Source organism: Arthrobacter sp. RIT-PI-e (assembly GCF_001187915.1).
In the GTDB taxonomy this organism is placed as follows: Bacteria; Actinomycetota; Actinomycetes; order Actinomycetales; family Micrococcaceae; genus Arthrobacter_D.
This window is the reverse complement of record NZ_LGIU01000044.1, coordinates 20,266-27,247: the sequence shown is the minus strand read 5'-3', so window position 1 is coordinate 27,247 and position 6,982 is coordinate 20,266. Positions and strand designations below refer to the sequence as shown.

The 6,982-nt window shown below is 65.2% G+C and carries 5 protein-coding genes; 1 reads left to right on the top strand and 4 read right to left on the bottom strand.

Features of this window, described 5'->3' with window-relative positions; genetic code table 11:
- Positions 1-160: 160 nt before the first annotated feature.
- The 3 genes from AC792_RS05355 to AC792_RS05345 all read right to left on the bottom strand — a co-directional run bounded on the left by AC792_RS05355 (position 161) and on the right by AC792_RS05345 (position 3,428).
- Complete coding sequence (locus AC792_RS05355) at positions 161-1,504, bottom strand: ABC transporter substrate-binding protein (RefSeq protein ID WP_049829541.1); 1,344 nt, start codon at positions 1,502-1,504, stop codon at positions 161-163.
- Positions 1,505-1,554: 50 nt separating this feature from the next.
- Positions 1,555-2,424 (bottom strand): carbohydrate ABC transporter permease, encoded by an 870-nt coding sequence (locus AC792_RS05350; protein WP_082177475.1) that lies wholly within the window; start codon positions 2,422-2,424, stop codon positions 1,555-1,557.
- 65 nt (positions 2,425-2,489) lie between these two features.
- Entirely contained in the window at positions 2,490-3,428 is a 939-nt protein-coding gene (locus tag AC792_RS05345; protein ID WP_049829539.1) for a carbohydrate ABC transporter permease, read from the bottom strand.
- A 92-nt stretch (positions 3,429-3,520) separates the two neighbouring features.
- On the opposite strand from AC792_RS05345, the gene AC792_RS05340 reads away from it, so the two are divergent.
- Positions 3,521-4,558, top strand: a complete 1,038-nt coding sequence (locus AC792_RS05340; protein WP_235436403.1) for a LacI family DNA-binding transcriptional regulator — start codon at positions 3,521-3,523, stop codon at positions 4,556-4,558.
- Positions 4,559-5,634: 1,076 nt separating this feature from the next.
- On the opposite strand, the gene AC792_RS05330 is transcribed toward AC792_RS05340, so the two are convergent.
- A complete protein-coding gene (locus AC792_RS05330; protein ID WP_152916034.1) occupies positions 5,635-6,885 on the bottom strand; it encodes a hypothetical protein in 1,251 nt (416 codons plus the stop codon).
- Positions 6,886-6,982: the final 97 nt, after the last annotated feature.

Here is a 6,982-nt window from a genome sequence, read left to right as displayed (position 1 = left end):
CGCGCGGGGACCGCCCGCCTGGGGGGCGTGGGGGGGGTGAGGTGGGTGCAAGGGCCGGGGGGTGGCGGCGGCGGCCGTCGCCCCCGGGGGCGGGGACGGGGAGGGCGGGGACGGCGGGGGGGGGGGGCGGGGGGGAGCTTCCGCTCCCGCCCGCGGGGAACTACTCGGAGACGGTGAAACCCTGCTCCGAGCCGTACCGGATACTGGCGTCCTGCCAGTTCTTCAGGCCCTCGGTGAGGGTGGTGCCGGAGACGTAGGCCTGGCCGGCGGTGTCGTTGAAGATGGTGTTGGCGTAGGCCTGGAAGGGCAGGTAGGACCAGCCCTCACCCACGTTCTGCGCCGACTCGGCGAAGATCTCGTTGGCCGGCTGACCACCGAAGTACTCGAACTCGTCGCTGAGGAACTCCTCGGACTCGAGAGTCGCGGCAGTGGCGGGGAAGGCACCTTCGTCGACACGCATCTGCACGCCGTCACCCACGTTGGCGTACTCGAGGAACGCGTAGGCGAGGGCGCCCTGCTCGCTGGCTTCGGTGATGGTCAGGGCGCTGCCACCGTTCTCGGCGCTGACGTTCTCGCCGTCCTCCCACTGGGGGAGCGGCGCTGCGCGCCACTGGCCCGAGGCGGCGGGCACGCCGGACTCGAAGTTGGCCGGCATCCAGGCGCCGGTGGCCAGGGTGGCGATGGTGCCGTTGCCGAGGCCCTGGTACCACTCGTCACCCCAGGATGTGATGGGAGCCAGGAGGTCCTCGTCGAGGAGCTGCTGCCAGGTCTCGGTGAACTTGGTGGAGCCCTCGTCGGAGAAGTTGATGGTCACGTCCGTGCCGTCCACCTGGTAGGGCCGGCCGCCTGCCTGCCACATGAGGCTGGTGGCGAGGCCAGCGTCGCCCGTGTCGTTGGCGATGTAGACGCTCGGGTCCGCCTCGTGCAGGGCGCGGGCCGCATCGACGTACTCCTCCCAGGTGGTGGGCACCTCGACGCCGAGCTTCTCGAAGACGTCCTGGTTGTAGAACAGGGCCATGGGGCCGGAGTCCATGGGCAGGCCGTAGATGCCCCCGTTCGCCTGCACGGAGTTCCACGGGCCGGTGTTGAAGGTGTCCTGAAGATCGCCGGCGCCGTAGCCGCTGAGGTCCTGGACGGCGTCGGTGAGCGCGAACTGGGGGAGGGAGAAGTACTCGAGCTGGGCGATGTCGGGGACACCGGAGCCGGCTGCGATGGCGTTCTGCAGCGCGGTGTAGTGGTCGTTGCCGGTTCCGACGTTCACGAGGTTCACGTCCACGTTGGGGTGCTCCTCCTCGAAGGCCGCCACCACGGTGTCGAGGGTGGGCTCCCACGACCAGATGGTGATCGAGCCGCCTTCGTCGAGGGCTGCCTGGACGTCGTCGGCGCTGACCTCCTCGCCTGCCGACCCGCCGTCGTCGTTCCCGCCGCAGGCGGTGAGGGCGAGCATCGCCGCGAGGGCCAGTGCGGAGCCGCGGAGCACGGCCGGGGAGATTCGGTTCTTCATGGGATTCCTCTTCACTTCATCGTTGTGGGGGAAGGTGGTTCGGGAGGGGATTACTCTTTGACGGCACCGGCGCTGAGGCCGGACTGCCAGAAGCGCTGCAGCAGCAGGAACGCCGCCACCAGGGGCAGGATGGTCAGGAGCGAGCCGGTGATCACGAGGTTGAAGATCGCGTCACCGCCCGCCGTGGAGGCCTGCCCGTTCCAGGTGTTCAGGCCCAGGGTCAGCGGGTACCAGTCCGGGTTGCGGAGCATGATCAGGGGCAGGAAGTAGTTGTTCCAGGTGGCCACCATGGTGAAGAGCAACACGGTGACCACGCCCGGGCCGAGGAGCGGCAGGCAGATCTGGAAGAACGTGCGGAACTCGCCCGCACCGTCCATGCGCGCCGATTCCAGGAGTTCCGTGGGGATGGCCTGGGAGGCGAACGTCCACATCAGGTACAGGCCGAAGGGCGAGATGAGGGTGGGGATGATCACGGCCCACGGCGTGTTGGTCAGGCCGATCTCGCTGAACATCAGGAACGTGGGCACCGCGAGGGCCGTTCCGGGAACGGCCACAGCGCCGATGACGACGGCGAACACGGCCTTCTTGCCCGGGAAGTCGAACTTCGCGAGGGCGTACCCTCCGAGCACGGCGAGGAACGTGGCCCCACCGGCACCCGCCACCACGTACATCACGGTGTTGAGGAACCAGCGGACGAAGATGCCGTCGTCGTAGGTCACGGTGTCCGCGATGTTCGTGAACAGGGCGAAGTCCCCGCTGAACCACAACCCGAACGAGCTGAAGAGATCGCTCTGGGTCTTCGAGGAGTTGATGAGCAGCCAGACCAGGGGCACGAGGCTGTAGATCAGCACGAGACCCGTGAGCACGGTCAGCAGGACACTGCGCCTCGGCTTGTCCACGCTGTAGCGGGTGCTCCTCATGCGCACGTGCCCGGACCTCGGCTTCGTGTCCCGCGTGCGGGCGGGTTCGACGGCGACGCTCACGGTCAGCCTTCCTTCCGCATGCCACGGAGCTGCACCGCGTAGGCGATGGCCATGGTGATCAGGCCCATGATGATGGCGATCGTGGCGGAGTAGTTGAATTGCTGACCGTTGAAGCTCAGCGAGTAGGCGTAGTAGTTGGGGGTGAAGAACGTGGAGATGGAGTTCGGCGCGAGACTCTGCAGGATCGCCGGCTCGTTGAAGAGCTGGAAGCTGCCGATCACCGAGAAGATGGCGGCCACCACCATGGCGCCGCGGATGGCGGGCAGCTTGATGGCGGTGATCAGGCGGAACTGGCTGGCGCCGTCGATCTCCGCGGCCTCGTAGAGCGACTTCGGGATCACCCGGAGTGCGGAGTAGAAGATCAGCATGTTGTAGCCGATGAACTCCCACGTGACGATGTTGCCGATCGCCAGGAGGATCAGGTCGGGCGAGAGCGGGTTCGGGATGTTGGTGCCGAGGGCCTCGTTGATGTTGCCGACGAGGCCGAACCGCGTCCCGTACATGAAGCCCCACATGAGGCTGGCCACCACCGCGGGGACCGCGTACGGCAGGAAGATGGAGATGCGGAAGAAGGACTTCCCGTAGAGCCTGCCGCTGTCGATGGCCAGGGCCACGATCATGGCGATCAGGAGCATGATGGGCACCTGGACGGCGAGGAACACCGTGACCCGGATCAGGGCCGACCAGAACTGGGAGTCCGAGAGCGCCTGCTGGTAGTTCGCGAGTCCCACGAAGGCGTTGCCGCCCACGATCTGGTTGCGGAAGAAGCTCAGCCAGATGGAGTAGGCGATGGGTGCCAGGAACACGATCGCGAAGATCGCCATGAACGGGCCGATGAAGAGCCAGCCCGACCACGAGCGTTTCTGGGGGCGCTTAGGCGCTTTCTTCGCGGGCTCCGGCTGGGTGCCGAGCACGGCGGGTGGGGGTGACGCCGTCGTCATAGCTGCTTCCTTAGGACTGGGCCGATGGTTGCGCAAACATCCCTGCTATCAGCTGTAGATGTTTACGCAAACATTGTTGTTACGATCGTCACATGAGTCCCGCATCACGTCAAACTCCCGTCCGCGAGGACCGGCGTGTCTCGATGTCCGACGTCGCCCGATTGGCGGGTGTCTCGGCGCAGACGGTGTCACGGGTGTCCAACGGCGGTGCGGGGGTGGTCGAGTCCACGCAGCAGCGGGTGATCGAGGCCATGGATCAGCTGGGGTACCGGCCCAACAGCGCTGCGCGGGCGCTCAAGCGGGGGAGCTTCCGGACCATCGGGGTCCTGCTGTTCACGCTGGCCACCACGGGGAACATGCGCACCCTCGAGGCGATCGCGGCACGGGCGGCCGAGGAGGACTACGTGGTCACGCTGATCCCGGTGTCGGCGCCCACCCAGGCGGGGGTGCGCGGTGCGTACTCCCGGCTGCACGAGCTGGCGGTGGACGCGGTCATCGTGGTGATGGAGGTGCATCTGCTGGACTCGGCCACGGTGCCGCTGCCTCCGGGTGTGCACGCGGTGGTGGTGGACTCCGAGGCGAGCGACGGGTACAGCGTGATCGACACGGACCAGGCCGACGGCGCGCAGAAGGCCGTGGAGCACCTGCTGGACCTGGGGCACTCGACCGTGTGGCATGTTGCTGGGCCGTCCGCGTCGTTCGCGGCGGAACGACGGGTGACGGCATGGCGTTCCACCCTGGCGGCGCGGGATTGTGCCGAGCCGCCGCTGCTGCGGGGGGACTGGTCGGCGGACTCGGGGTACGAGGCGGGTCTGGAACTGATTGCGTCGGACTGCACGGCGGTGTTCGCGGCGAACGACCAGATGGCGTTGGGCATCCTGCGGGCCTTCGCGGAGAAGGGCGTGCGGGTGCCGGAGGACGTCTCGATCGTGGGCTTCGACGACATCCCGGACAGCACCTCGTTCAGCCCGCCGCTGACGACGGTGCACCAGGACTTCGCGGAGCTGGGCCGGCGGTGCGTGGACAAGGTGCTCAAGCAGATGCGGGAGAACTCGACAGAGCCGGGGCGGGAGCTGGTGCCGACGCGGCTGGTGGTGCGGGAGAGTACCGGTATAACCGGAGATCGTTGATCTATCAATGCCAATAAGATTGGCCAGAATAAGTCAAGGTGAAATGAATTATATCCGCAAGAACGTTCAATTACTTGAACCATCTGAACGGCGCGAAGGATTCAGCCACTCTGCAGTCTAGGTCATAATATCCACTAGGAGAGTTTCCCACGCTTCCGCACAGCCGTAATTATGAGAGCATCTGAATATCTCACCATCTATGCAATAACCGCTCCTGTTGCGACTGGGAGTCGCAGCATGGTGATGAAGTTCCTCATTTCCGGATAAGCTGGCCTCCAAAATTCTTGAGGAGAGATTTTCCTGTTCACTCGCATCTGACGATGCCGGTTTTCTTCCCTCTCACGACATAAAATGATGCCGTGAGTCGCTCTGGGGCAGAGCTCGGTGACGAGGAACAATCGGGTTGCTCTATGCATTGGTATTAATTTATCGAGGGGAGTGCCCCTGTCTGTGATGGGCTCGTCAATACGGATGGCGCAAGCTTCCTGGCCGATTGGTCCCCGTTTTCGTACTGGGCGGAGGAGGCCTCGGCGTCCTGATCACGTCTACCTCCTGGGAGCCCCTCACGCAGATCTCTTTCACGATTAGGCCATAATCCTCGCCAGTGCGGTTCTGTTCTTCGTTTTCAAGTCTCTCGCTCATATGCGCATACCCCGAAGAGTCGACCATCGCGGAATCCATACGCCGGTCCGCGTTCTGCATCGCACTGATCCTGCTCGGCTGGTTCATCACCGTCGGAGCCGCATTGATCAATAAATTTTTCTTGATCTTCTACATCTTTGGCGTCCAGCTGCTCGGCGTTTCTGACTGACTCCGCGAAGCTCAACTGAGGGTTGTTCGCGCAGCCTATCGCGCGGGAGGGTGCGGACTACCCGATTACCGATAGCACGCCGTCGGCTGAGCTGCCGGCGGCGCTCAATTCGGGAGGGGCCAAGTCCCTGGTGCTTGACGAGGAGGCACTTTTCGATTTCAGGGCATTCCCGTCACCCCAAAATGCCCTGGAAGGTAGGGTGTGCGCAACTAACAATGTCGTAGCTGCGTGCGGTCACTTGCGTAATTGTATTACTGGCAGTGCCTCACAGGCGGAACGGATTGTAGCCCTTCGCTGCCATGAGGTAGAACGCCGTTGCCCCCGTGTGCAGACTCGCGGAGTACGTGTCACCGAACCCGGTCAGCAGACCGTCAGTGGAGGCGGCGACGATTCCGCGTCCGTCCGAATTCGGCGATGTTGTCTGGGCCTTCTCGATGTTACCCATGAGTGACGTGTACAGGGCAGGGTCTCCGGTGGTGCCCCGGGCGCGGACGGCGAGCGCCAACTGGGCCGAACCCTCGAGCCATACCTTCGACGTGTCCGTGCTGCTGTAGCTGGATCCGGTGATACCGGCGTCGGTGGTCATCAGGTTGTTGATCACCCAGGTCACGGCCGGGCTGTAGCGGACGTCACCCGTGGCCAGGTAGGCCCAGGTCTGCACATCCGCAGGGACCGGGGTGGTGTTGATGGTCCTGCCGTCCGTGTCGGTGCCCGTCCACACCCACCCGCCACTGCTCCGCATGGCAGCAACGAAGGAGTAGGCGCTCTGTGCACGCGTGGTCCAGGTCGTGTCCCCGGTCAAGGCGCCCAGCATGGTGAAGAAGGCGCCGACGTCGATGTTGTGCTCGGAGGACTTGTAGGTGATGGGTGTATTGCTCCCGTCGCGGCCACCCGTGTACCCGAAGGGAGCGCGGGTGCCGTCCCAGCCGGTGGTCTGGATCCAGGTCGCGAGCCGTAGGGCAGCGTCCAGGAAGCGGCGTTGACCGGTGATGCCGAAGATCCGGGCCAGGGCCATTCCTACCCAGGCCTGGTTGCCGGTGTTGGCGGCGGCGGACCCGATCTCCGGGGCGGCGCCGGCGCGGAACGAGTCCGGCTGGTAGGAGGCACGTGTCCGCCCGTCACCCAGCGGGTCGGTGGACTGGGCGTGGATGAGGCTGTCCCCCAGTACGATGGCACGCTGCCGGTCGGCGGCGGTTCCACTGGCCAGCCACGCGAGGATCACCAGGGCGTCGTCGTAGGCGAAGGAGGAGATGAAGCCCGCGAGCTGACCGCCTTTGTAGCTCGAGGGAAGCCGCAGTGCGGTGCCGGTGCCGTACTGGTCGAATTGGCCGGCCAGGAAGGAGTAGGCGTTGGTGAGTGACGTTGCGGAGGGCACAGTGGCTGCTTGTGCTCGGTCAGGGGACAGGAGTCCTCCTGTGCCGATGGCACCAATGGACGCGGTGAGGGCTGCGAGGCGTAGGACGTCGCGCCGCGCGAGCGGTGCGGACGCTGGGGTGCGTTGCTGGTCGAACATCATCGTTCTCCTTCGAAGACTTGCGGGTTGTGATGGTTTGAGGGCGGTGGTCAGGCGAGGCCGCTGGACGCTTGCGGCGGTGGAGGTGCCCAGCGACCTC

What these genes read in the sequence shown, in the direction of transcription:
- AC792_RS05350 (WP_082177475.1), bottom strand. Translation starts at nt 2,424, where the DNA reads ATGAGGAGCACCCGCTACAGCGTGGACAAGCCGAGGCGCAGTGTCCTG.
- AC792_RS05330 (WP_152916034.1), bottom strand. Translation starts at nt 6,885, where the DNA reads ATGATGTTCGACCAGCAACGCACCCCAGCGTCCGCACCGCTCGCGCGG.
- AC792_RS05340 (WP_235436403.1), top strand. Translation starts at nt 3,521, where the DNA reads ATGAGTCCCGCATCACGTCAAACTCCCGTCCGCGAGGACCGGCGTGTC.
- AC792_RS05355 (WP_049829541.1), bottom strand. Translation starts at nt 1,504, where the DNA reads ATGAAGAACCGAATCTCCCCGGCCGTGCTCCGCGGCTCCGCACTGGCC.
- AC792_RS05345 (WP_049829539.1), bottom strand. Translation starts at nt 3,428, where the DNA reads ATGACGACGGCGTCACCCCCACCCGCCGTGCTCGGCACCCAGCCGGAG.